Source organism: candidate division KSB1 bacterium (genome assembly GCA_022566355.1).
GTDB lineage: Bacteria > Zhuqueibacterota > JdFR-76 > JdFR-76 > DREG01 > JADFJB01.
Genome location: JADFJB010000068.1, coordinates 1 through 24273 on the forward strand (window position 1 = coordinate 1; position 24273 = coordinate 24273).

General features: G+C 38.1%; 25 protein-coding genes. 14 read left to right on the top strand and 11 right to left on the bottom strand.

Features of this window, described 5'->3' with window-relative positions:
• Positions 1–493, bottom strand: a 493-nt coding sequence (locus IIC38_12470; GenBank protein MCH8126758.1) for a glycosyltransferase, incomplete at its 3' end; no start/stop codon positions are given.
• A gap of 127 nt (positions 494–620) precedes the next feature.
• On the opposite strand from IIC38_12470, the gene IIC38_12475 reads away from it, so the two are divergent.
• On the top strand, positions 621–1580 hold the full coding sequence (locus IIC38_12475) for a GDP-mannose 4,6-dehydratase (GenBank protein MCH8126759.1): 960 nt from the start codon (positions 621–623) through the stop codon (positions 1578–1580).
• A gap of 88 nt (positions 1581–1668) precedes the next feature.
• Here the strand turns inward: IIC38_12475 and IIC38_12480 are convergent, their stop codons facing one another.
• The 5 genes from IIC38_12480 to IIC38_12500 all read right to left on the bottom strand — a co-directional run bounded on the left by IIC38_12480 (position 1669) and on the right by IIC38_12500 (position 8828).
• The gene (locus IIC38_12480; GenBank protein MCH8126760.1) at positions 1669–2862 is read right to left on the bottom strand and encodes an ABC transporter ATP-binding protein; all 1194 of its coding nucleotides are present in this window, start codon (positions 2860–2862) and stop codon (positions 1669–1671) included.
• A gap of 170 nt (positions 2863–3032) precedes the next feature.
• The gene (locus IIC38_12485; protein MCH8126761.1) at positions 3033–3917 is read right to left on the bottom strand and encodes a hypothetical protein; all 885 of its coding nucleotides are present in this window, start codon (positions 3915–3917) and stop codon (positions 3033–3035) included.
• A gap of 345 nt (positions 3918–4262) precedes the next feature.
• Positions 4263–5990 carry an amidohydrolase gene (locus tag IIC38_12490; protein ID MCH8126762.1) on the bottom strand — a complete coding sequence of 576 codons (1728 nt, stop codon included), beginning with the start codon at positions 5988–5990 and terminating at the stop codon, positions 4263–4265.
• 664 nt (positions 5991–6654) lie between these two features.
• Entirely contained in the window at positions 6655–7755 is a 1101-nt protein-coding gene (locus tag IIC38_12495; protein ID MCH8126763.1) for a hypothetical protein, read from the bottom strand.
• A 461-nt stretch (positions 7756–8216) separates the two neighbouring features.
• Entirely contained in the window at positions 8217–8828 is a 612-nt protein-coding gene (locus IIC38_12500) for an RNA polymerase sigma-70 factor (protein MCH8126764.1), read from the bottom strand.
• Between the two features lie 343 nt (positions 8829–9171).
• Here IIC38_12500 and IIC38_12505 point away from each other — a divergent pair, with 343 nt between their 5' ends.
• Positions 9172–11100: an acyl-CoA dehydrogenase family protein gene (locus IIC38_12505; protein ID MCH8126765.1), complete on the top strand. Its 1929-nt coding sequence runs from the start codon at positions 9172–9174 to the stop codon at positions 11098–11100.
• Between the two features lie 104 nt (positions 11101–11204).
• Here the strand turns inward: IIC38_12505 and IIC38_12510 are convergent, their stop codons facing one another.
• The 3 genes from IIC38_12510 to IIC38_12520 all read right to left on the bottom strand — a co-directional run bounded on the left by IIC38_12510 (position 11205) and on the right by IIC38_12520 (position 13365).
• Complete coding sequence (locus IIC38_12510; protein MCH8126766.1) at positions 11205–11984, bottom strand: alpha/beta fold hydrolase; 780 nt, start codon at positions 11982–11984, stop codon at positions 11205–11207.
• 279 nt (positions 11985–12263) lie between these two features.
• Entirely contained in the window at positions 12264–12641 is a 378-nt protein-coding gene (locus IIC38_12515) for a DUF2203 domain-containing protein (protein MCH8126767.1), read from the bottom strand.
• Positions 12642–12747: 106 nt separating this feature from the next.
• A complete protein-coding gene (locus IIC38_12520) occupies positions 12748–13365 on the bottom strand; it encodes an aquaporin (GenBank protein MCH8126768.1) in 618 nt (205 codons plus the stop codon).
• Between the two features lie 696 nt (positions 13366–14061).
• On the opposite strand from IIC38_12520, the gene IIC38_12525 reads away from it, so the two are divergent.
• From IIC38_12525 to IIC38_12540, 4 genes are all read left to right on the top strand, one after another.
• Complete coding sequence (locus IIC38_12525) at positions 14062–14493, top strand: DUF2384 domain-containing protein (protein MCH8126769.1); 432 nt, start codon at positions 14062–14064, stop codon at positions 14491–14493.
• The gene (locus tag IIC38_12530) at positions 14493–14948 is read left to right on the top strand and encodes an RES family NAD+ phosphorylase (protein MCH8126770.1); all 456 of its coding nucleotides are present in this window, start codon (positions 14493–14495) and stop codon (positions 14946–14948) included. Before IIC38_12525 ends, IIC38_12530 begins: the two co-directional genes overlap by 1 nt.
• A 137-nt stretch (positions 14949–15085) precedes the next feature.
• Positions 15086–16306, top strand: coding sequence for an OsmC family protein (locus IIC38_12535; protein ID MCH8126771.1), 1221 nt, complete (start codon positions 15086–15088; stop codon positions 16304–16306).
• A 10-nt stretch (positions 16307–16316) separates the two neighbouring features.
• On the top strand, positions 16317–16943 hold the full coding sequence (locus tag IIC38_12540; protein ID MCH8126772.1) for an FMN-binding negative transcriptional regulator: 627 nt from the start codon (positions 16317–16319) through the stop codon (positions 16941–16943).
• Between the two features lie 61 nt (positions 16944–17004).
• Here the strand turns inward: IIC38_12540 and IIC38_12545 are convergent, their stop codons facing one another.
• Positions 17005–17301, bottom strand: a complete 297-nt coding sequence (locus IIC38_12545; GenBank protein ID MCH8126773.1) for a ferredoxin family protein — start codon at positions 17299–17301, stop codon at positions 17005–17007.
• 159 nt (positions 17302–17460) lie between these two features.
• On the bottom strand, positions 17461–17925 hold the full coding sequence (locus IIC38_12550) for a peptidylprolyl isomerase (GenBank protein ID MCH8126774.1): 465 nt from the start codon (positions 17923–17925) through the stop codon (positions 17461–17463).
• A 96-nt stretch (positions 17926–18021) separates the two neighbouring features.
• Between IIC38_12550 and IIC38_12555 the strand changes: the two genes are divergently transcribed.
• From IIC38_12555 to tadA, 8 genes are all read left to right on the top strand, one after another.
• A complete protein-coding gene (locus tag IIC38_12555) occupies positions 18022–18225 on the top strand; it encodes an adenylyltransferase/cytidyltransferase family protein (protein ID MCH8126775.1) in 204 nt (67 codons plus the stop codon).
• 110 nt (positions 18226–18335) lie between these two features.
• Positions 18336–18524 (top strand): hypothetical protein, encoded by a 189-nt coding sequence (locus IIC38_12560; GenBank protein ID MCH8126776.1) that lies wholly within the window; start codon positions 18336–18338, stop codon positions 18522–18524.
• A gap of 253 nt (positions 18525–18777) precedes the next feature.
• On the top strand, positions 18778–19554 hold the full coding sequence (locus tag IIC38_12565; protein MCH8126777.1) for a prepilin peptidase: 777 nt from the start codon (positions 18778–18780) through the stop codon (positions 19552–19554).
• Between the two features lie 20 nt (positions 19555–19574).
• Complete coding sequence (locus tag IIC38_12570) at positions 19575–19979, top strand: response regulator (GenBank protein ID MCH8126778.1); 405 nt, start codon at positions 19575–19577, stop codon at positions 19977–19979.
• 38 nt (positions 19980–20017) lie between these two features.
• Positions 20018–20875, top strand: coding sequence for an HDOD domain-containing protein (locus tag IIC38_12575; GenBank protein ID MCH8126779.1), 858 nt, complete (start codon positions 20018–20020; stop codon positions 20873–20875).
• 95 nt (positions 20876–20970) lie between these two features.
• Entirely contained in the window at positions 20971–22677 is a 1707-nt protein-coding gene (gene gspE / locus IIC38_12580) for a type II secretion system ATPase GspE (protein MCH8126780.1), read from the top strand.
• Between the two features lie 12 nt (positions 22678–22689).
• Complete coding sequence (locus tag IIC38_12585; GenBank protein ID MCH8126781.1) at positions 22690–23088, top strand: response regulator; 399 nt, start codon at positions 22690–22692, stop codon at positions 23086–23088.
• Positions 23089–23132: 44 nt separating this feature from the next.
• The coding region (gene tadA / locus IIC38_12590) for a Flp pilus assembly complex ATPase component TadA (GenBank protein ID MCH8126782.1) at positions 23133–24273 on the top strand (1141 nt) is incomplete at its 3' end.

Genomic DNA, 24273 nt, shown 5'->3' on the forward strand with positions numbered 1-24273 from the left:
TATCTTCAACAATCTTGATTTTTTCTGGTTTGATACCCCATTTAATTATCGTTTCTTTTACTATGTTGCTATTTGCTCTGATTTTTGTAGCTTTTAAACAAACAAATTTTTTCATCAAAGATTGTATTTTTCCTACTGTAAATTCATAACCATGTATGCTTATCAAAACAGGTTTATTGATAATTTTACCTGCAATCACACATAACAACCCTGCAACGAAAGGATTTTGTGCTACAATCAAGTCAAAATTTTTTCCATTTTTTATTATACTAAAAAATAAACTTACTAAACTTGGAACTAAAAATACGCTTAAATTTTTAATTTTAATAAATTTATGATGTTTTTCCTTTGATTGAAAAATTACAGCATTTTCTATCATAAATTCTGACATTGATTGAAAATGAATAAGGTCATATCCTATTTTTAATTCTGATAGATCATCACTTATGAAACGTCTTGCTACATGAAGTACTTTAATTGAAAATTCTTTCATTTACATTTCCTCTCTTTATTTCTTAATTTTTTCAATTAAATCATGTTTTCCGTTTATTAATAAAAAATTCATCATGGAATAATTTACGATTGAAAGGTTAATTTAATTCAGTTTTTAAAAGACTTTGTTGAATCTTAAAAACTCACAAATTTTGGTCACTGGTGCTGCTGGTTTTATTGGCTCCACATTAGTTGAAGCTCTTCTGGAAATGGATTGTAATGTACTTGGATATGACAATTTTTCTGATTATTATAAAGGCAAAGAGACTAATGTAGATGCTTTTTGCTCAAGCCCTAAATTCAAATTGATTAAAGATGATATTCTACATTTTGATGGTTTGGTCCAAGCAACTAAAGGAGTAGATATTATTTTTCATATTGCTGCTCAACCAGGTGTACGTTATTCATTAGAAAATCCTACAATTACAAACAGAATTAATATTGAGGGCACCTTGAATATATTACAAGCATCAGTAAAAAATAATGTTAAAAAAATTGTTAATGCTTCATCATCATCAGTTTATGGTAATCCTCAATATACTCCAGTTGATGAGAATCACCCAAAAGTGCCTATTTCGATCTATGGCGTTTCAAAATTAACCGCTGAAAATTATTGTAGGATTTTTCATGAGCTGTATGATCTAAACACTGTTTCATTACGTTATCATACAGTTTATGGACCAAAAGGTAGACCTGATATGGCTGTATTCAAATGGATTGATTCGTTATTTAATAATAAAAAAATAATAGTTTTTGGTGATGGAAATCAAACAAGAGATATGACATTTGTAAATGATATTGTAAATGGAACTATTCAAGCTGCTGAAAATGATACTGTGTCTGGTGATGTTTTTAATCTGTCTAGTGGTAGAACAGTTACAATGAATTACATTCTGGAACAGTTAGTATCTCTCACTGGAATTAATCCCTCTATTGAATATCAGAAACCAAGACAAGGTGATGTAAAAGATACTTATGGAAATATTGAAAAAGCAAAAAAAATTCTTAATTACATTCCTCAAACTTCTGTTGAAGATGGATTACGTTTAACAGTTGAATGGCATAAAAAATATTTTTTAATTAAATAATAATCTTTATAACTCAATACACACAATTTATTTTTTGATGTTTGAAATTATTTTTATAATTAAATTTTGCTAGGATTTAGAATAAATATTAAGTGGTTAGCAAAGATGAAACTTTTTCAGAAATTTCGTCCAGGTCGTACGGCTTGTAAAAAACAGAATGTACATTTTCTCTAATAATTTTATCAATTGTCTTTAGGCTTGATTTATAAACATATGTAATAATTACAGGGATGGAATTATTATTTGTGCTAAAATTCTCACAAAAGTTTTCAACTTTAGCATCCGGGTCAGAATCTAAGAACAATAAATTAGGTTTAATAGCAGAAGTAATTTTATCTAATATATCAAAGTCAGTTGTTGTAATAACGTTAAATTTGTTCTGTAAATAAACTAAAAGGCTCAAACATAAATTATAATCCTTACTATAGAAAAGTATGGTTTTCATTAAAATATTTAAAATTTTCTCTATGGAAATCGCGCTAGGTTTATAAGCAATTGATAAGGAATGATTATCATGCAATGAAAAACCAAAATTCTTTAGTTCACTAGGTAACTCTAATATAGAGTTCTCAAATAATACCTTTACAGATTTTAAGTCAATATTTTTTAATAGTTTTTTTATTTTTCCTTTAATTAAAACTTTTCCTTTATCTATCATTATTACCTCATCACATATTTTTTCTACTACTGATAAATTATGTGAGACAAAAATTATAGTTTTGTTTTTTTCTTTAAATGATAAAAAAGCGTCATAACTTTTTTGCCTAAACGCAATATCGCCTACTGAAATCACTTCATCCACTAACAATAAATCTGGATTCATGGACATTGCAGTTGAAAACATTACTCTTACTTTCATGCCACTTGATAGATGCTTCATTTTTGTGTTGACGTATTCTTCTAATTCTGCAAATTTCAAAATCTCAGAAACTTTGTCTGTTATAGTGTGTTTACTAACTCCAAGTAGTACTCCTTGAAGTACTATGTTTTCTTTTACACTTAGCTCCTCACTACTACCTGCCACAATTTGAAGAAGTGGACCGATCTTTCCTTTTGTAAAAATTGTTCCTTTGTCCCCCTTTAAAATTCCCGCAATTAGTCTGAGCAGTGTTGTTTTACCACTTCCGTTTTTACCTATTATTCCTATGTTTTTTCCTTTTTCAATACTAAATGACATATCATCAATTACCTTCTTAGTTTTTAATTTTGATCCATTTTGTATTAATTCATTTTTGGATAAACTGTAAGATTTTGATAAATTATTTATTAGCCGACACACCACTAAATCCCCCTTCGTCAGGCTCAGGACGCAGCCTCTTGAGATTCTCGAGAGGGGACTTTTGAATTCTTTTTCTCCCTTATTTTGCTGAAATCATTTACAACAATTTTTCAACTGGTCATTCCTATTGATAATTAATCATATAATCTATTAGAGAAAATTACCTGTGATACTTATTCTTTAATTTTTTGAAATATGGCCGGATCAATTTCCTGGTTAATTTTAGTACTGGTATATGTCATCTCCATAAATTTCTCACCATTCGTATTAACCAATATTTTCCCTGGCAACAGCATACCATTTACATCCTTTATTTCCAGATAGAACTCTTCGAATTCCGCCGGGCTGCCCATCATTGTGGTACCGTTATAAACTTGTTTAAGCGGTTTGAAGGTGCTGGCATCCACATATAGCTTGGTGGTATTATCGTTTTGATCTTTCACAAGCAATATTTCCGCAGCTTTACCATCGACATCGCCGGAACCCAAATACTGAGAAGTTATGCCATCAGCTTCACCAAGACGAAATAAAACGATCCAGTCACGAAATAGACTACCTTTAATTCCATCTAATTGTGATTTTGGCATATCCCTTGAACCTTGCGGTGACACCATCCACCCTTTGTCTCCGACTAAAACTTGTTTCATTTCTCCAAACGGTAAATTTAATACCATTTGTATTTTATCCGGTGGGACCAATGTCATAGTTGAAGTCGCTTGCATTTCTCCCTGGGGAGTGGAAATAACCATATTGCCCTCTACAACATAATTTTCAACAGAAGCGTATGCTTTTTGTCCTCCACAAGCTGCAACAGTCTTCGTGAAGATTTCCATTCCCTTAGCCAAAGATTCAGGGGTCGCTTCCGGCATTTCCTCTTTAGGAGTTGGAATGGTTATATCAATTTCATTGACAGTGCCCAACACAGATAACGGCTCATCGAAATCTTCTACATTACCGACTACAAGGATCCTCACTTTGTCCGGCTGCAAGTATTTGTTGGCGACGCGCCGCACATCTTCTTTGGTAACTTTTTCAATATTTTCTTTCGTCTGCTGCAAAAAGTCTTTTGGATATCCATAATACTCATAAATAATTAAATAATTAACCTGGATAATTCATAGCCACCAAGACTCAAAGACACAAAGCTTTAAAAAATAAAGGTTAAGAAAGATTGATTTTTTATATTGACAGAAAATTGGTTCATAGTAATTTTATTTATAACTTTAATATTCTTAGTGATTTAGAGTCTTTGTGGCAAAAATTCATGAATAGTGCAGGTTAATGAATAGCTATTATTTTGTTAGCATTTCAATGTAAATAATAACTCCCCTCTTTGAGAGGCTGTTGCAGAATGCATCCAAAGATGATAAAAATTGTCATCCTGATCCCGTCCGGACGGATAATCAATTAACCAGGCTTTCCCCCATTTTAGCCTTCCTGTATTTCACTTCCCCGCCAATAATCGTATAAACCACTTCGGCGCTTCGGATTTCATCTTCAGGAATTTTCATGATATCTTTGGATAGAACCGTGATGTCAGCCAGTTTCCCCACCTTCAAGGAACCCTTAATATCTTCTTCAAAAGCCGCGTACGCGTTGTTGATGGTGTAAGCTCTAAGCGCCTGTTCCCGGGTCATCCGCTGTTCCGGGAAAAAGATTGAGCCATCCGGCAGTTCACGCGTCACCGCACAATGAAAGCTGGCGATAGGGTCGATATCTTCTACCGGGGGATCGGTGCCATTCATCACAACAGCGCCGGCCTGGATCATTGACTGAAATAAATAACTACGTTCCCGGGCTCGTTCTTCACCCAACCGATCCAATACCCATGGCCCATCGGAACAGGCGAAAATCCCTTGAATGCCTGGAATCACCCCCAATTCAGCAAAGCGTGGCAGATCATCAGGATGTATCACCTGTGCATGCTCGATGCGCCAGCGCAGATCATTTTTAGTCGGGTTCTTTTTGAATTCGGCTTCATAAATATCAAACAAAATACGAGCTGCCCGATCCCCAATTCCCTGGATCGCCATTTGGTAATCATGCTGGATCGCCAGCTCAGCGGATCGCCGAATATCTTCAACCGGTGTGACATTAAATCCTACACTTCTTGGCAAATCGCTATATGGTTCGAGGAGCCAACCGCCATGGGTTCCCAAAGCGCCATCCAACACTTTTTCACCGATTGTCCGAACAGTTAAATATCCATCTCCATGATTGATCAACCTGTACTGCTGAAGCTTACCTTCCAAATCTTCCGCAGATTCTTGAATTGCCAGGTAGAGTCGAATAGGCAGGTTTCCTTCTCCTGCCATTTTTTTAAGTTTATCGATTGTTTCAAATGAGGAACCCATGTCCTGAAAACTGGTGATGCCATTTTCGATTGCGTTCCGAGCTGCCAGCGCCACCTGGTTTCTAAACTCTGCTTCAATTTCCTGAGAAGAACGACTTGCTTTGAATTGGTCCACCAAATTCCAAACCATTTCAGCCGCAGTTTCTCTTAACATGCCAATTGCGTACCTTCTCACATCTCGAACAATTTCACCACCAGGTGGATTTGCAGTGGTTGTAGTAATACCTGCAAGTTGAAGGGCTTTTTCATTAACAAATATGCCATGACCGCTTACATGGTTCAGCAGAACAGGATTATTCGGACTGACTTTACTCAAGTCATGATGAGTCGGCAGACCTTCTACATTTGGGCTGGGAGGTTTTTCCCACTTATCCTGGTGCCAACCCCAACCCAAAATCCAGTCGCCAGGGTTTGCATTGATCGCTGCTTCAGCAACCAATTTGACAATTTCCGGCCAATTTCTGGCTTTCGTTAAATCCAATTGAGTTAGAACTTCACCCAGACGCAAAAAATGGCCATGACCCTCAATAAGTCCCGGAATTGCAAGCTGTCCCTGCAAATCGATGATGTCAGTTCTATCGGTTATGTAATGTTTGATTTCTTGTTCGGTCCCTATGGCCAAAATGTGTTTGCCCCTAATTGCTATAGCCTCAACTTCCGGATAATCATCCTCCATAGTGACGATTTTGCCATTGAGCAGGACTAAATCTGCGGTATTGTTTTTGGATTCACATCCAATCAGAAGTTGAAGAGGAATAGCTAGTGCAATAATGATCATAATTTTATTCATGATAAACTCCGTCAAAATAAACCAGGGCAACAATGATCAACTGAATTTTTTTGATTGAATATGTGTAAGTTCATTTTACCGACTGGTTTTGATAAAAGCAAGATTTATTCTGTTGCTACATTCAAAAACTTTGTTTTTTTATCGTTCAGCACCCCCTTCGACATGGCTCAGGACGCTGCCTCGATACGCAATCATTAAAAAACTATGATTGCTACTCGGGATGCTCGTTTTAATATTATTCTCTCCAAAAGGAGCATCCTGAGTAGGGGCTTTCCAAAAAGGGTCATAGATAATACGTAACTCGACATTTATGTCGAAAAACTAGCCTCAAGCTCGGCGACATGAATGTCGCGTTACTGACTCTTCACGAGCTTTTTTGACAGCCCCGTATCGAAGCAGCGACCTGATGCCGTCGAAGGGGGTGTCCATCAATTAAGCATCAACTTCAATGATAGCTTTTACAACTTAATGCTGAAAAACCCTAATTTGTTTGCAGTCTTGAACTGCGCTTGAATAATTTAAATCAAAGCAAAAACCTCTCAGGTTCTAAAAACCTGAGAGGTTTGATTTCCATATTATCCTTATCAAAGAAATCGCCACTCCCGAAATTTAATTCGGTAAGTGGCGATCGGGAGCTATGAATATCGAAAGTTCAATTTAATATCAGCACAACCTGGTCCCCGGTTCGAATACTTGTTACATATTGTTTTTCATCTTGTTCGGTTTCCTGCTGGATCATTTGCATCACTTGTACAATAATACCGGTTACATTTTCATCACTCGCAAGAGCTTGGATGTCCGCTGCCGGGATTGTATATTCGCCGGTATTGGTTTCGATTTCGTAGCGTGGTGGCGGCTCATGGTTTCCCGAACCACGTCTATGTCCTCTTGGCCCACGACCAAATGAACCCTGGTTATTATCCCTGTCGATCACTGGGATGAGTCCAATGACCAGCTTTCCTTCGCTTGCGCCACCATCCCAGGAGACTTTGAGATCCTCACTTGAATTAATTGCACTATCATTTGCAGGGCTGGTAATTTGCAAAGTCTGCTGTGGTGCAGTAATGGATACTGTTAGCGCCGGAAAATCTTCAGAGCCTGTGGCAGTGAAACTGTAAGTGTCGCCAGCAACAAAGGGGATATCGATGTCCGGCTCATTATTGCCTTCATGATTACCTGGCCGCATACCGCCAAGGTTACCCGAACCAAATCCTAAGCCTCTTTGATTGCCGCCCCTATTACCACGTCCAAATCCACCTTGATTATTTGATTCAGGTCCTCCACGGCCTCCTGACCTAAAACCACCCTTGCGGCCATGCATTTTTTTACCAATATTGTAAACTACACCACCATTAGGTAATTCTCTTTTGTTAAGCTCAAATTCTCCCTGGCTAAACACCAATGTAACCGTTCCCATATCTTTTCCGGCTCGTAATCGACGTTCCTGGGTAGAATCGGAATTTAATGCTACTGCGAAGGCATCGCTACGTATTTGCAATTCTTCTTCAATAGGATTGTAGAATGGATGCCATCCCAACGAGAAAATTGCATCCACACCTTCCAGATCAGTTCCGTTATCTGCAACTTTGGAAAGTTCGTCATTTACTGCTGCTTCATATATTGCGGCGTTTATCTCATTCAACGAATCCTCTTCAAAAGCGTTTATTCCATCGGTGAATGAATTATCACAGCCAACTGAAAAAATCAATAGAGCCCCAATACAAGCCATTGAATATAGATGAGTCCTTCTCATAATCGTTCTCCTTTATTCCTATTAAATTATTTTTTCCCGATGCCTTCATTCTTTGGGCCCTTAAGTTTTTCAGCATCATTTCTTTTCATTGGATAATACGGATGAAAAATGAATGACCCTATCTGAAGAGGAAATTAAGCCGCGGATACACATAGATTGATACTGAGTATACAAAAACATAATTACTGTAACGTATAAAAATTGTATTCATCAATATCAAAAAGGCATAATAAAAACTTCCCCTGTCCCCTCCTTAACAAGGAGGGGAAATTCCTCCTCTGCTAAATCTTGCTAAGGGGAGGTTAGGAGGGGTAATTGAGAAAAACAAATGGCTACAGCTTTAATAGCTCCGTTTAAAAATACGTCACCGAATTTATGACAGACCACTAAGGAGCACTACTTTCCGGGGTTAATTCGTGTACCTCTGTAGCTAATAATTGAATCCTAATTTTCGGGAAATATTAAAAGAGTAATAAAGCAAGGAAGGATTTGAGTTCAATACGAAGAATTTTCAAGGCTTTGCTCATTCTGCTTTCCACGGTCTTGACCGATATATCCAAAGTTTCGGCGATTTCCGTGTATTTCAACCCATCAAAACGATTTAGGCAAAAGACTGTTTGGAGTGGCTCGGGAAGTGATTTAATAGCTTCATCCGCTTTTTCCTGAAGGTCAAATTGTTCATTTGGCATTACGGTTTGGTTTTTTTCTGCATTCTGAATATATACATCTTCAATGGTGACCTTCCGTAAATGATCGATTGCTAAATTATTTGCAGACCGGAATAAATAAGCTTTTATTGATTTACTTTCATCCAGTGAGTCTCTATTATTCCAAATCTTATAGAAAATATCCTGAACCAGGTCTTTGGCTAATTCATAGTTACGAGTCTTATACACTAAAAATCTAAATAGATGCTCAAAATATCGATAATACAATATCTTGAAAGCGCCTGTATCCGAAGTTTTGATTAGGAGTGTTAGATCAGTATCGCTTTGTTCCACTTGTGTGTCATATAATATTGATTTTGAAGAATCTATCCGCGATATGGTAATAAATGAATTTGATAATGGCAAAATATTTCAGGTTCTTGGCTAAAATTGTTTAAATATTCACAAAACTTCCACTTGAATTGGCAACTGAATCAATTCGATGATCTTTTTAAATGAAGAAGCGAAATTTAAGTTCAAAATCTTTGGGGTTAGAAAAATAAATAAAATTGATAAATTGGACGATATTGTAGTTAGCTCCAATTAAATATTTGTAATCTTTCAGTCTTTAAAAGATGGTATTGGTTTCAAGGTTATTAAATTATTATATTACTCGTGGATAAATCAGCCTACATTATGAGAACAATAACTTTCCACTCAACTAAAACTAAAAGCATTCTAGTTACCTTACAATCTCAGGAGTCTTAAAATGGAAGAAAAGACTAAACAAATGCATGCCTCCGAGGAAGAAGCACGTCGTGTTGCGGAAGAGGCCAGGGAGAAAGAATGGGATCGTCCCAGCTTTCTGAAAGAAACCTTCCTTGGCAATTGTCGAATGGATATTATCTATCCATTTCCAGAGCTTAAGGGCATCAACAGACCGGAATTTAAGGAATTTTATGACAAGATGTACTCTTTCTTAAAGGCAGTGGATTCAGATGCAATCGATCGCAATGGCAAGATTCCTCCTGAAGATATTAAGAAGTTAGCGGTAATGGGCGCTTTTGGAATGAAGATCGAGACCAAGTATGGCGGTGTTGGATTATACCAGGCGGAATATAACAAAATCATGAAATTAGTTGCTAGCAAAGATGGCAATCTCGCTGCGTTACTTTCGGCGCATCAATCCATTGGTGTACCTCAACCACTGAAATTATTTGGCACCGAAAAGCAAAAAAATGAATACTTCCCTCGGATCGCTAAAGGTGAAGTGACTGCGTTTGCACTTACTGAATCTAATGTTGGCTCGGATCCGGCAAAATTGTCTACTTCGGTGGAGGATTCTAAGGACGGAAAGTATTATATCTTAAATGGCGAGAAGCTCTGGTGTACGAATGGTACGATTGCCGATTTATTGGTAGTGATGGCTAGCCATACTGAAGATGGAAAAATGAGCGCTTTTATCGTCGAAACAAAATGGAAAGGCGTCGAAGTCATCCATCGTTGCCATTTTATGGGTTTACGGGCACTCGAAAATGGTGTGATAAAATTTACGGATGTTAAAATTCCCAAAGAAAATCTTCTTTGGAAAAGAGGCGCTGGACTCAAGTTAGCGTTAATTACTTTAAATACCGGTAGGTTAACGATCCCGGCATGTTCGGTTGGAGCAGCAAAGGCATGCATCGAGATTTGCAGAAACTGGGGAAAAAGCAGGGTGCAATGGGGTCAGCCTATCGGTAAGCACGAAGCAATTGCCCAAAAGATTACAACCATTACAGCAAATACATTTGCCATGGAATCGGTATCGGATTTAGCCACGGCGCTTTCGGATAATGACTTCGATATCCGATTGGAAGCTGCCGTCGCTAAAATATTTAACACTGAGGTTGGCTGGAAAATAATCGACGAAACACTTCAAATCCGTAGCGGACGCGGTTATGAAACAGCAGATTCTCTAAAAGCGAGAGGAGAACCCGGAATTCCGGTTGAAAGAGCACTTCGAGATTTTCGTATCAATATGATCTTTGAAGGCACGAGTGAAATTATGCGTCTGTTTATCGCTCGAGAGGCTGTGGATAAACATCTTGAGGTAGCCGGAGCCATGATCGATCCGAAAAAGAAAATTGGCGAGAAATTGAGCGCTTTCCCCGGGATCGTTAAGTTTTATATTAAATGGTATCCTAAGCTGTGGTTTGCCTGGGATAGATGGCCGAATCATGGTCAATATGGTAAACTCTCGAAACATATAAGATTTATCCATCGAGCCACTCGAAAACTTGCGCGAGAAATTTTTCACGGTATGCTGATTTACCGAGCAGCAATGCAGAAAAAACAAGCTTTTCTGTTTCGGATAGTGGATATTGGTGCAGAATTATTTGCAATGTCAGCAACGGTTAGCCGTGCCATTAAAGTGAAAAAAGAAGGCACTAAAAATGCTGAAATTTTAGCGGATATTTTCTGTGCTAATGCTCGAAAACGAATACGGCAAAGTTTCAAAGCACTATGGTCTAATACGGATAAAAAGCAATACAAACTAGTAAAAGAGATCCTGGATGATAAATACCTGTGGATGGAAGATAATATTATCAGCAACTATCCGGATGAAGTTGGAGAGAAGAAAGAAGAAGCTCCGGTAGCTAAACCTAGCGAAAAGACAATCGAAGAAAAGAAAGAAGAAGTAGAAGAAGCCACGACGTAAAATTCAAAAAACCCTCGGGATCTTCAAGACGCAGGGTTTAAAGCTTTCCTTGTAAAATAAGCAAACCTGCCAGTTTTCCATAGCCTGGCAGTTTTCCATATCTATTATTTGTTAGATAAAAAAGACAAGATTTGATTTGTTACCTCAACAGGAGCATCTGCATGTACCCAATGACCTGCTCCTGCGATTGTGGAAATTTTTGCATCAGGGAATAATTGGGGAATCAATTCTTCATCTTGTAATGGTATATAGTCCGAATTTCCACCACGAAGAAAAAGCGTTGGCCCTGAAAATGGCTTTTTGGAAAAAACACCTTCTCTTAGAATTTGAATATTTTGTTCAATTGCGCTCAGATTCAATTTCCAGGTAAGTGAGTTGTCTTTTTCCCTGGTGAGGTTTTTTAGTAAAAATTGTCTTATTGCAAGATTTGGAATTCCTTGCATTAACGACTCATCAGCTTGTTTACGTGATTGGATAATTGTGAAATCCAATGTTTTCATCGCTTGAATGATATTTACAATAAACTGGATATTAGATGAATTACGATCAATAGGGGATATATCAACAATAACCAGCTTGTCCAAGTGGCGCGGGAAACGAAGAGCGTACTTCATGGCTATCTTGCCACCAAGAGAATGACCTACCAAAGAAATGTTCTCGAGATTATGATCAGACCGAAATTCCAGCAAGTCTTCAACCATACCATTGAAACTGAAATCATCACTATGGGGGGATTGGCCGTGGTTCCTCAAATCGAGCAAGTAGACAGAATTGTGATCTGCTAATTTTTTACCAACTGTCAGCCAATTATCGGAAGCGCCGAACAAGCCATGCATGATTATGATAGGTTTACCGCCGCCCAGTTTTTTGAAATTTAATTTCATAACACAGCAAAGCTGAAAACAAATTAGTTAGGTTCTTCCGGAATTGGAGAGAATAAACTAAAAACGAGCATCCCGAGTAGCAATCATAGTTTTTTTATGATTGCGTATCGAGGGGGTGCTAAACTTTGATAAAAAACAAAAGTTTTACAACTGTAATAGTATAAAGGCTCAGAAATATAAAAGACAGCATTGAAAATTTTATTATTCAAAAACTGACCTTAAGAAATAATAAACAACAATCTGGTTTTATCTTGATCATCCTGTCATTACTATTTAAAATCAACTTTCCGAAAAGTACTCTCTTGGAATTAGTTTTCTGCCGGCAAATCCGGCTTCAATATCGTGATAATACTTCAGGTTGTCTTCATCGCTGCGCCAGCATAACAAGACCTCTTTGCCGTTGATCTTTGCTGGAAAATCAACCAGCCCGATTGTGAAATTCCAATCTTTGAAATAGCAACCGATTTGCTCTAATTCTGCTAAATAACCATTCAGCTTATCGACAAGCTCTTCAACTTCCGGATTGTCCGCTTCACCATCTTTTTGCATTAAGTTTAAGGTTCCAATTCTCTGGCCAATTTCAAGAATGTCGTATACGATTCGTTTCACCAATGGCAAAGTCTTACTGGCTTCCACAGGAGTGTAATATTTTTTCATAATTTATAAACTTTTCTTGTACCCTAAAAACCAACTTTCTGAGTAATTTCTAAAATGATTTTGACAGAGAGCAATAGAAAGTTGGTTTTCTATTACGATATAAGCACTACTCTCCGGCATTTAGATACAAATAAATTCTTGCAGCAAGCGCTCCGCCCAATAGAGGGCCAATTAAATAGATCCATATTGATCCTATTGCAGAACCGCCATTCAATGCATCCACAACCATGGGTCCGATGGCTACAGCAGGATTCAAAGCGCCACCGGAAATAGATCCTATCGACATGGCGGCAGTCAGCACTGTAAAACCTATGGCTAGTCCATAGATATAATTTCCTTCTAACTTCTTGGTTGTGGCAACAGTTAACACAACCGAACAAAGTGCAAATGTAAACAATAACTCCAGCAGGATAGCTTTCCAGGCTGCCACACCGGCGCCGGGAGTTGGAGCAAATGTGTTATTATTGATTAAATAATAGATCAGGGCTGCAACCAATGCACCTAAAATTTGAGCAGCCATATAACCGGGCACCTGGCTTGCATTCAGTTTTCCCCGCATCCAAACGGCTAATGTTACAGCCGGATTGTAATGACCTCCTGAAATATGCCCGCCCATGTATACCATAACCATCAAAACAACTCCAATGGCTATTGGATCGCCGGCTAAACCAATGGTTAACACCAGGAACATCGTGCCAATAAACTCCATCAAATAGTTACGCATTACTTCCTCCACTTAGGTTAAGATTATAATTTTGGCGGACAATATACAGAAAAATGGTGGGTTATGCAATGGTTTAATTAGTGTTTGACCGAAAACTCTTTGCCCATACCACTCATTGTCATTTCGAGTGAATGCGAGAAATCTTATAAGTTTCTATAATTCTAATATGTTAGCATCTTTTTATGAAAAAGATTTCTCCTCGCGGAGTTTATCCTGAGCGCAGCCGAAGGGCTCCGTCGAAATGACAAATGCCTAGTTTTCGTTCAGACACTAATTATGAAAATAGTCGAAAATTTAATCCAATCTCTTAAATTATTATGACAACAGAATAAGACAAAAAATCAATTATTCTACAATCGGCCAGAGAACTACTCTTCTTTCGATTTGGATTTAACAAAACTTCGATGGATGATATTGCAGTACTGAGCAGCCGATAATATGAAAACGATACGGATAATTCCAGGAAAAGAATCTATTTTTGAGGTGGAATTAAAAAGGTGGTATAATTTTTTTATTTTGTCTTCTATTCGTGTTGGCATTCTTACAGTTGCTATTTTATACAACCTCCAGATAGGATTTTTTTGTTAATCAAATAGCAATCCAATACTTGAAATCAGACTATACTTGATAAAGTAGAAATTTGACACTATATTTTGGATAAATGTCGTATTCTCACTTTAACAGGAGAGACTAAAAATGAATCTATCCGCCCTTGCAAATGTGTTAGGAGGAAAGAAAGTTCTCAAAAAAGACATACAAAGCCGAATGGATCTGATTGAGCTAAGTAATAAAGGGGTGACGAAAGATGCTCTAATCCATCTGGCAAAATACTTTGCTTGTTCGGTTAATCAGATAGCACAGCTCCTCCCTGTTACTGAGCGAACGATACAGAGGTACACACCCGGAAAACCCTTTAATAGAATTGTTTCAGAGCATATACTACAAATTGCCGAAGTCGCAGCCAGGGGCTCTGAAGTGTTTGAAGACAGAGATAAATTTCTTGCATGGATGAAGCAACCCAGCAAAGCTCTAAATAATAATAAACCAATGAGCCTATTAAACTCAAGGTTTGGTAATGATATGGTAATAGATGAACTTGGCCGAATGGAGCATGGTGTGTTCTCTTAATGAAAGTCTACAGAATCGTCAAAACTCGTTATATTAACGGTTTGTCAGGGAATGGGGCCGGTATTTATGGAGGAAGATGGAATCATAATGGTACGAAAATGGTTTATGCTTCTGAGAGCAGATCCTTGGCAACTGTTGAATACCTGGTTCATGTGCCTCTATCATTTGTTCCAACCAATCTTAGTTTGGCGACTCTTCAAATACCCGATGGAATAACTCAAAAAAAAATCAAAACCTCTGATTTACCCAATAACTGGCGAAAACATCCAGCGCCTTTGATGTTAGCTGAAATAGGAACAAAATGGGCAACAAAAAAAGAGTCGTTACTGCTCCGTGTCCCTTCTGCTGTTGTTGAGCATGAATTTAACATTCTGATCAATCCGTTACATCCGGAAATACAACATATTTCCATATTTCAAATTGAAAGATATTTTGTTGACAACCGGTTACTTTGATGATATTCCTTTTGGACGATAACTATCTAATTCACTGATATTAAACACTGAAATACAAATTCTTGTGAATAATGAACAGAAATGATCCCCAACAATCATAGGCTTACATTTTTTCTTTTTAAGTTCAAGAGGCATCCATGAAATTTCAAAAGATATCGTTCAAGAATAAAAATGGTGATCTACTCTCCGGAAGACTCGATCTTCCTATCGACAACCTGCCGATTGCCTATGCCCTATTTGCCCATTGTTTTACCTGTTCCAAAAACTTGAAAGCTTTGGTAAATATCAGCAATGCCTTGAATATGGCAGGTATCGCAGTTTTTCGGTTCGATTTTACCGGTTTGGGGGAAAGTGAGGGTGATTTCGCTAATACAAATTTCTCTTCAAACGTAGCGGATTTGGTTGCTGCAGCAAATTACCTGAAAGAGCAGTTTCAATCTCCTAAAATCCTGATCGGGCATTCACTTGGTGGTGCGGCAATATTGCAGGCAGCTGCACAGATTGAATCGGCCGAATCGGTTGTGACAATTGCCGCACCTTGCAGTCCAAATCATGTTGCCCATTTACTTGAAAGTAATCGAGAAGAAATCGAGCAGAAAGGCGAAGCGCAAGTAGTGCTTGCCGGAAAAAAATTTAACATCAAGAAGCAATTCCTGGATGATCTGGATCAACACAAAATGCAGGAGACAATTCGTAAAATACGAAAAGCGATGTTGATTTTTCATTCGCCTGTGGACAAGATTGTTGGCATTGAAAATGCCACATGGATCTTTCAGGCAGCAATGCATCCCAAAAGCTTTATTTCATTGGATAAAGCGGATCACATGCTTACTGACCCATCTGATTCTTTGTATGTGGGGTCGGTCATGGCGGCCTGGGCAAGAAAATATATTTCAATCCCAAAGAGAGCAGGTAAACCCCTCGATGCTGAGGGAAACCAGGTAATCGTTCGAACCGGGGAATCGGGATTTCGTACGGAAGTCAAGGCCGGAGAACATGCGCTGCTTGCCGATGAGCCGGAAAAGTACGGGGGTACAGATACTGGGCCGAATCCGTATGATTACCTGGTAACCGCTTTGGGCGCTTGCACCTCAATGACTTTAAGAATGTATGCCGATCATAAAAAATGGCCGTTAGACTCGATAACCGTTCGTTTAAACCATTCTAAGATCCATGCTGCGGATTGCGGGGATTGCGAATCAAAGGAAGGAAAGATCGATGTTATTGAACGGGAAATTGATGTTGAAGGTGAACTGGATGATCAGCAACGACAGCGGCTCCTGGAAATCGCAGATAAATGCCCGGTTCATCGAACACTGCATGGAGAAGTGAAGGTAAGGTCTAAATTAAAAGCATAAAAGGGAAAATATGTATACGCCAAAATATTTCAAAGAAACAAATCCGGAAATTATTCGAAATTTCATTAAACAAAATAATTTTGCAACGATTGTCAGCCAGGTTAACGGAGAACCCATAGCATCTCATCTTCCCCTGGAGTATTTCTGTTCTGAAGAAGGAGAATATATAAAAGGACACATGGCCCGGGGGAATAAACAATGGTGCACCTTTCAAAATAATCAAACGATTCTGGCAATGTTTTTGGGGCCGGATGCTTATATTTCACCAAGCTGGTATGATCATGTGAATGTTCCCACCTGGAATTATGCGGCGGTGCATGTGTATGGCAAACCTGCCATCATTGAAGACCGACCGGAGTTACTTGAACTGCTTAAGTACCAGGTAGATAAATACGAAAAAAATGAATCCGGTGAGTATCAATTGGAAGCGCTGCCCAAGTCCTTTTTAGAAACGGAAATATTGGGGGTTGTTGGATTTAAAATAAAAGTTGAACGAATGGAAGCAAATTTTAAGCTAAGCCAAAACCGCAATCAAAAAAATTATGAAAAGGTGATACAAAAATTAATAGAGCGGAAAGAGGAAAAATCCGTAGAAGTCGCGAAGTTAATGACTGAGAATAATCCCAACTCAAATTAAGCAAAAAAAAGCTTCCTTATTTTTTTTAAGAAAGCTTTTTTTGTAAATTCTTATTAAGTAATCAGTTAGGGGCTTCGAAACCAAATCTCTCGTAATTAACAGCAATATATGAAGTTTGATCTTCTGGAACATCCTCTTCCGGATAGATTGCTTCAACGGGGCATTCCGGCTCGCAAGCGCCGCAATCGATACATTCTTCCGGATGAATGTAAAGCATTTCACCGTCTTTTAATATTCGTTTTTTATCATCATCCTCAAGCGTATAACCTTCGGGTGGATAGATACAATCAACTGGGCACACGTCTACGCATGAAGTGTCACAGGTTCCTTTGCAGACTTCAACAATAATATATGTCATTCAATCCTCCTGGAAAAATCCGGTCTATTATGCACAAATATTTCCTTTCTAAGTTTTATTGAAAATATGAAAAGAATGAAATCTTAGCAATGAAAAATTGCTTTATTTACAATTACAAAAAATGGATTTTATTAAGCTTTACTCCAATTGCTTTGAATTTTACTCCAGTCGTTTGATAATATGCCAACCAAAAGGGCTTTCCGTAGAATCTTGATCGGCAATTCCAAATTCACTAATTTTTAAACTAAAACTTACATCGCTAAATCTCTTAGCCATAACTCCCCTGGCATATTCGCCATTTGTCTGATCCGGGGTAACGCCATTATTTGCCAGTTTATAGATTCCCGGGGGTCGGTCATCCGAATATTCTTTAGACAATGCTTCAAAATCTTCTCCCGATTTTGCTCTCTCCAAAATATCGTAAGCTAGAGTTTTTGCATCCTCTAAACTTCTGGATACATTTAACCGGGGTGCGCCATCATATCCAATGAGGATATGTTGAACCACAACATGATCAGGTTCTGCATTGGACGCATTAGTGGTATCTGCGGCCTCTTCTTTTTTACCACACATGCCTAAAAGGGGAATCAAGAAAAAGACGTAATATTTATTAACCAATCTCATAGTATCCTCCACAATTATATAGTTGTTTACCCGTTTGAATTTCTATTCCGCAAAAAAGAATTCCCAATATATAGAATATTTATCGAGAAAGCAACCATGGAAAACGAAATTATGCCTGACAAAAATGTTTTATTGGAGAAATTTGTGCCAATTAGAAATAAGATTGCAGACGATGGCAAAAAGTTGGTATGGACCAACGGTTGCTTTGATATTCTTTACATCGGACACGTTCACTATCTGCAGCAAGCAAAATCCTATGGCGATTATTTGATTGTGGGCGTCAATTCAGATTCGTCTTAAAAAAATGGAAACGTAAACCCGGACCGGTTATTCCACAGGATCAACGGGTACTGGTTTTACTCGCTTTATCGTCAGTCGATTTTGTTATTCTGTTTGATGAGCCATCGCCAGTGGATCTAATTCGGGAAATAAAGCCGGATATTTATATCAAAGGGGATAATTATAATTTAGACATGATTGACCGTGAGGAGCGAAAAGCGCTGGAAAGTTATGGGGTCGGAATTAGATTTTGCCCGGGAAGTAAGGGGATATCGACAACAGGGATCATTCAAAGGATTCTCGGGCTTTATGGAACCTGATTCCGGGTGTACAAAATGGTTTTTACAATTAAGTCTGAGTTTAAGGTTTAAATTATACTCCCCTTGATACAAATTCTGCTTACTAAAATAATTGTTTATCCACCTTAAGTCGTTCAATTATTTTTTTCCAATAGACTAACAGCTAATTTCTTTGAACATAAGACCGATAAAATTGAAGAGTAGATAATGGTTCTCGTGGGTAAATCATATCCGGAACATCTGTTGATTATAAATTCATTATGGATGGTTTTAAATGTCAATTTTAATCGCTGTTACAATTTTTTTAGCTGGTCTCATATTCGGAAGCTTTTTCAATGTTTGTATTTATCGGCTTCCACGAAAAAAATCTATCATATGGCCCGGATCCCAATGCAGCCAATGCAAATCTGCAATTAAACCCTGGGATAATATCCCATTACTTAGTTTTTTAATTCTTCATGGAAAATGCAGAAGTTGCGGATACAAAATTAGCTGGCGCTATCCTTTGGTTGAGGCGTTAACAGGATTTTTATTTGTAAGTGTCTATTTAAAATTCGGATTTACAATTGAAAGTATCCCATGGTTTGTTTTAGCAGCATTGTTGGTTATTATCACTTTTATTGACATAGAATTTCAATTAATCCTAAACAAAATTACTTTACCCGGCGTGATTGTAGGCATAATCCTTTCCTGGCAGCTGATTCACATTGATATAGTTGATATCGGCTTGGGTCTTTTAGTTGGCGGCGGATTGTTGGTGGTTATAGCTTATCTCGGCAAAATGTTTTTTGGTAAAGAAAGTATGGGAATGGGCGATGTAAAAATGGCAGCGATGATTGGAGTATTTATTGGCGCTAAAGGGATTGCGCTGGCATTATTTTTTGGATTTTTTATCGCGGGTATTTTCAGTGTGACAGGAATGGCTCTAAAAAAGCTAGAGCGTACTTCGTATCTTCCGTTCGGACCATTCATAGCTGCGGGAACCTTGCTATATATATTTTTGGGCGAACAAATTGTCCTTTGGTACTTCCGGACTATGGGTATTATTTAATTAAGGAATAAAGGCTTAATGTGAAAGAAGTAAAAAAAAGAATTTTAGTAGTTGATGATAATCCTCAATTAGTCGATTTATTAAGAATAAGACTGGAGTATTCGGGATTTGAAGTACTGACGGCATTCGATGGCAAAGAAGGTCTTGACAAAGCCCGAAATGATAATCCTGATTTAATCATCCTGGATGTGATGTTGCCTAAAATGAATGGGTACAAGGTTTGTCGGCTACTGAAATTTGATCAAAAATATAAACATATACCCATTGTTATGTTATCATCTCGGGCTAAAGAATCAGATGCAGCAATTGGAATTCAAACCGGGGCAAATGAGTATGTGTTTAAACCTTATGACCAGAAAAAATTGATAGAAATTGTCAACAAGTATGTAAATGTTCTGTTTTTAGAAGAATGCAAGAAAAATTAATAGTGGCGATTAGAGTTTAAAATTAAGGAGATATTTCAATGGTAGATATTGATGAAATGGTAAGAGTTTTGGATGGTTTGGATGATTTGCCAACCCTGCCAACAATTTATACCCAGGTTTCTGAACTTGTTAGAGACCCTAAAGTCTCTGTTGCTGATGTAGCCAAGGTCATAGAAATGGATCAAGCTATTACAAGTAAAATACTTAGACTGGTAAACTCTTCGTTTTTTGGATTCAGCCGTCAAGTCACATCTATACGCCAGGCAGTTGTATTGCTTGGATTTACCACGGTACAAAACACTGTCTTATCAGTATCTGTTTTTGATTCTATTTCCTCAACTAAGGTGAATGGATTTGATCTCAAAGAATATTGGCGCCACTCAATTGGCTGTGGAATCGTTTGCACTTCTCTGGACAGAATATTGAAAACCGGCCATAAAGAAGAGACTTTTGTCGCCGGATTGCTTCATGATATTGGTAAACTCATTCTTGATCGCTACTTTGCATCTGAATTTGGGCAAGCTGTCGAGTATGCGAATACAAATGGAGTAACATTTTATGAAAGTGAACGATTGCTGATCGGAAGCACTCACGATGAGATCGGTGAGTATCTGGCTGAAAAATGGAAACTACCATACAGTTTAGTTGAAGCTATTGCATTGCATCATCAACCAAGCAATATTCGCAGTGAACCCAAGCTTGTCTCATTGGTTCATATTGCAGACTATTTTACCCACCGGTTGGGTTTTGGATTTTCTACCAATTATGGCCTCCCTGAAGCAGAACCCTTTGCTTTAGACGAGCTTGGGCTGGATGGGGAAAGTCTTGCTAATCTTGAGGAAAAGCTAGAAAAAGTTCTTGAAGACAATAGTGAGTTATTTTCCCTGGTTAACTAATTGTACCGAGAGTTGATTACATCCTATTCTCAGACTCTTGAGATTGGTGATTGTTTTGGAAATTATTGCGAAATCGATAAAGTGCTATTGACCGAATGCTAAAACTAAAGTCAAAGAAAATTGGCGAAATTCTGATCAAAAAAGGTTTTATTTCACAAGAACAATTAATTAAGGCTCAGAATGAACAGCGACTTACACAACAGAAATTAGGTTCTATCTTTGTAAAATTCGGGTATATTACTGAAAAAGCACTAATTGAAACACTCGCAGAGCAGCTTGAAATTCCACATATTGTCCTCGAAGATTATGAAATTGAAGCAGAGTCCCTCGCATTAATTTCGAATAAAATTGCACAAGAACATCTGGTTTTACCTCTATTTCTCATTGGGGATACGCTTACTCTTGCAATGGCAAATCCTCAAGATATCAGTACGATAGATTCTATCCGTCATCTCACCGGTAAACAAATAGAGCCGGCAATTGCCAGCGAAAGTGACATTAAACGGGCAATTGAACAGCAGTACGAAATATCTGCTGAAGTAACGAAATCGATGGATGAAGTTATCCAGACGTTATCTGCGGAATCTGAAATATTAGAAGAAGAAATACGTCCCATAGAAGATCTACGGCAGATGGCCGAAGATGCACCGGTAGTTAAATTAGTCAACATGATTCTGGCACAAGCTGTTCGAGATAATGCGTCAGACATTCATATTGAACCGGAAGAAGATATGGTAATGGTACGCTTTAGGGTTGATGGGATATTAAGAGAAATCTTCACCCCGCCAAAGCGACTGCAAGCTGCTATCATTTCGAGACTGAAAATCCTCGCCGAAATGGATATTGCGGAAAATAGAGTACCCCAGGACGGACGTTTTCGCATTGGATTGGACAACCGTGAAATTGATCTGCGCGTATCAACCCTGCCAACTTCATACGGAGAGAATGTTGTTCTACGGATTCTGGATAAAAGCAATGTACTGATGAAAATTGACGATTTGGGATTTGAAAAAGACAACATCGAGCGGATTGAGCATTTTTTATCGCAATCGTACGGGATCATTCTTGTAACCGGTCCAACAGGAAGCGGGAAGACAACGACTCTATACAGCGCATTAAACAGATTAAATTCAGTGGAAAAAAATATTATAACTGTTGAAGATCCTATAGAATATAGAATTAAAATGATCCGACAATCCCAGGTAAATGTCAAAGCGGGAATGACATTTGCAACCGGTTTGAAGGCGATTTTGCGGCAAGATCCGGATATAATAATGGTTGGAGAAATTCGTGATTCAGAGACTGCAAGTATTGCCGTTCAGGCGGCGCTAACCGGACATCTGGTTTTATCAACTCTCCATACCAATGATGCTGTTGGCTCACTCTCACGAATGGAAGAGATGGGGATCGAATCTTTCCTGCTAGCGACTGCGACAATTGGTGTTATTGGCCAGCGCCTGGTAAGAAAAATATGTCTCAAATGCAAGAAAGAATTTAAGCCAGGAGCCACACTCTTAAAGCGAATTGGCATAGACTCTCAGAATAAAGACTTGAAATTCTACAAAGGTGAAGGCTGCATAGCTTGCAAAGAAAGTGGTTATAAAGGCAGATTGGGTATTTATGAAATTCTGAAAGTTGACGATAAATTGAAAGAGCTAATCATAGCAAATGCATCGGCTGAAAAACTAAGGATCGCAGCCATCGACGGAGGTATGACGACCTTAAAACAAGACGGACTAATAAAGTGCGTTAAAGGGATAACAACAATAGAAGAAGTAATGCGTGTAACCAATATTGACTAAAGAAATCATATTATGAAAAAGAAAAAAATCTTGGCTGTAGATGATGTGCGAGAAACATTACTCGCTCTTAAAATAAGATTAGAATATGCCGGTTACGATGTCTATACCGCTACTGATGGTGAAGCTGGTTTAAAAATGTCAAGAAATTTAAAACCGGATTTAATTTTGTTAGATGTGATGTTGCCGAAGATTGATGGATTTTCTATCTGTAGATTATTGAAATTTGATGAAGAGTATGAGTCAATTCCAATTATTATGCTTACAGCAAAAAGTCAAACCAATGATAAGGAAATTGGAAAGAAAGTTGGCGCAAATGCGTACTTCACCAAGCCTTATAATGCCAAAGAATTGTTAGAGAAAATAGCAGAGTTAATAAGCAATAAGTTGGCAGCCTTTAATTTTAGTAACTAATAGACTTTTTGGATCGCGAACAAATAAGTTAGGAATAGGGAGTTTTGGCAAAAAAAAATATTTTATTAGGAGATATGCTTCTTGATCAAAGGTTAATCAGTGAAGAAGATCTACGACGGGCATTAAAATACCATAGAGATACCGGTAAATTATTGGGCCGATGTCTGATTGAGTTAGGAATCATCGATGAAAAATCTTTGATAAAAGCGATAAGCGATCAGATGGAGGTGCAATATGTCTCTCTGAAAAAATACAAATTAGATCCGGAAGTATTGGACTTGGTCCCGCGAGAATTTGCGATGTCTCACAGGGTCTTCCCATTATTCAAGATAGAAAAAAAACTAACTGTGGGGATGGTCAATCCCCTGGATGTAATTGCCATCGATCGCCTTGCTCATATGACAAACCTTCAGATTGAGTCTGTTGTTTGTCATGAACAAGATATAGAAGATGCAATAGAAACCTACTACAAGGGTGGCGATTCTTTTGAAGAAGCCGAACAGCATTTTGATAGCAATGAAGAGGATGAAGAAACTGCTGAACACGATGAATTTAGTTTAAGATTACAAGCAGAAGAAGGACCTGTTATCAAACTGGTTAACATGATTCTTTTGCAAGCGATTAAAGATGGCGCAAGTGATATTCATATCGAACCCAAAGAAAAATCTTTAATCATAAGATACAGAATTGATGGGATACTTCATGAGGTTTTAGCGCCGCCTAAAAATATGCAGTTGGCAATTGTATCACGTATAAAAATTCTTTCACAATTGGATATCGCAAACCTTAGGCTCCCTCAAGATGGACGTTTTCGTTGGAGGCAAGATCGTCATGTCGTTGTTTTTAGAGTTTCCACTTTACCGACGGTATTCGGTGAAAAAATTGTAATGCGTCTCTTGGACAACTCAGATGGAATTTTGGAATTTCCCAAATTGGGCATCAACAAATCCATGATTGAAGATTTTCAACATATCCTTCATAAACCTTATGGTATTGTTTTAGTTACCGGACCCACCGGAAGTGGCAAACGTGAGGCTGCCCGCGGGTTCGCCGGAGAGCTGTTCGCACGGGCAGGCGGTGGCGATGATGCCGATCGGCATCGCAGGCTCGCGAGGTCCGAGCAGCACCCGGACTTGGTGGTTTTCGAGTTCACAGGCGTAACGATAAAGGTCAGAGACGAGCTAC